The sequence below is a fragment of the Faecalibacterium langellae genome (assembly GCF_002549775.1).
GTDB lineage: Bacteria > Bacillota > Clostridia > Oscillospirales > Ruminococcaceae > Faecalibacterium > Faecalibacterium langellae.
The window spans coordinates 1-1,155 of record NZ_NMTR01000051.1; the positions used below are offsets into that span (position 1 = coordinate 1).

Genomic DNA, 1,155 nt, shown 5'->3' on the forward strand with positions numbered 1-1,155 from the left:
AAACAAATCATTGCTATTTGGGCGGAAGCTCGTAACCATGTTATTGGGAAGAATCACACCATGCCGTGGCACTTGCCTGCTGAACTGGCGCATTTCAAGAAAACGACCATGGGTTCAGCAATTCTTATGGGACGTGTTACCTTTGATGGCATGAACCGTCGTTGCCTCCCAGGACGTGAAACCTTAATTCTAACACGAGACAAGGACTTCGACTGTGAGGAAGTAACGACCGTTACGAGTGTTGAGGAAGCTTTAGCTTGGTTTGAACAGCAAGATAAGGATCTCTATATTGCTGGTGGTGCTAGTGTCTACAAGGCTTTTGATGGACATTATGATATGCTCATCAAAACAACTATTGAGGCTGATTTAGAGGGAGACACATATTTTCCACAACTAGATACAACGGCATTTAAAGAGGTATCGCGTGACCGCGTGCCCAAGAATGAAAAAAATGCCTATGACTTTAGTATAAGTCGCTATGAAAAAGAAGGGGACTAGGTTCATGCAACGTAGTGTTTTGATTATTTACTGCATTATTGGGAGTGCTTTGTGTGCTTTCCGCAATTCCTGCCTTTCGTAAGAAACGTTATGGGTTAGCAGTTTTTCTCTTTTTAAATGCTTTTACTAACCTTGTCAATACTATTCATGCCTTCTATGGCACCCTATTTTAGAAAAGAGTGAGGAATAAATGGCTGGAAATCGTAATGAAGAGATGGTTTATTGTTCATTTTGTGGCAAAAACCAAGAAGAAGTGAAGAAAATTATCGCCGGTAATGGCGTCTTTATCTGTAACGAATGTGTGGCCTTGTCACAAGAAATCATTCGTGAGGAAACGGCTGAAGAAGTTTTAGCTGACTTGGCTGAAACGCCAAAGCCAAAAGAACTTTTAGATATTTTGAACAACTATGTCGTGGGGCAAGATCGTGTCAAACGTGCCTTGGCAGTAGCTGTTTACAACCACTATAAACGTATCAACTTCACAGAAAGTCGTGAAGATAATGATGTGGACTTGCAAAAGTCAAATATCCTCATGATTGGACCAACAGGGTCAGGGAAAACTTACTTAGCTCAGACTTTGGCTCGTAGTTTGAATGTTCCTTTCGCGATTGCGGATGCGACATCATTGACAGAGGCAGGTTATGTGGGTGAGGATGT

General features: G+C 41.8%; 2 protein-coding genes. Both read left to right on the forward strand.

Features of this window, described 5'->3' with window-relative positions; all coding sequences use genetic code 11:
• Positions 1-498: dihydrofolate reductase (locus CGS49_RS13580; RefSeq protein WP_143405886.1), on the forward strand; the 498-nt coding region annotated here is incomplete at its 5' end.
• Between the two features lie 190 nt (positions 499-688).
• Positions 689-1,155, forward strand: a 467-nt coding sequence (locus tag CGS49_RS13590; RefSeq protein WP_143405887.1) for a ClpX C4-type zinc finger protein, incomplete at its 3' end; no start/stop codon positions are given.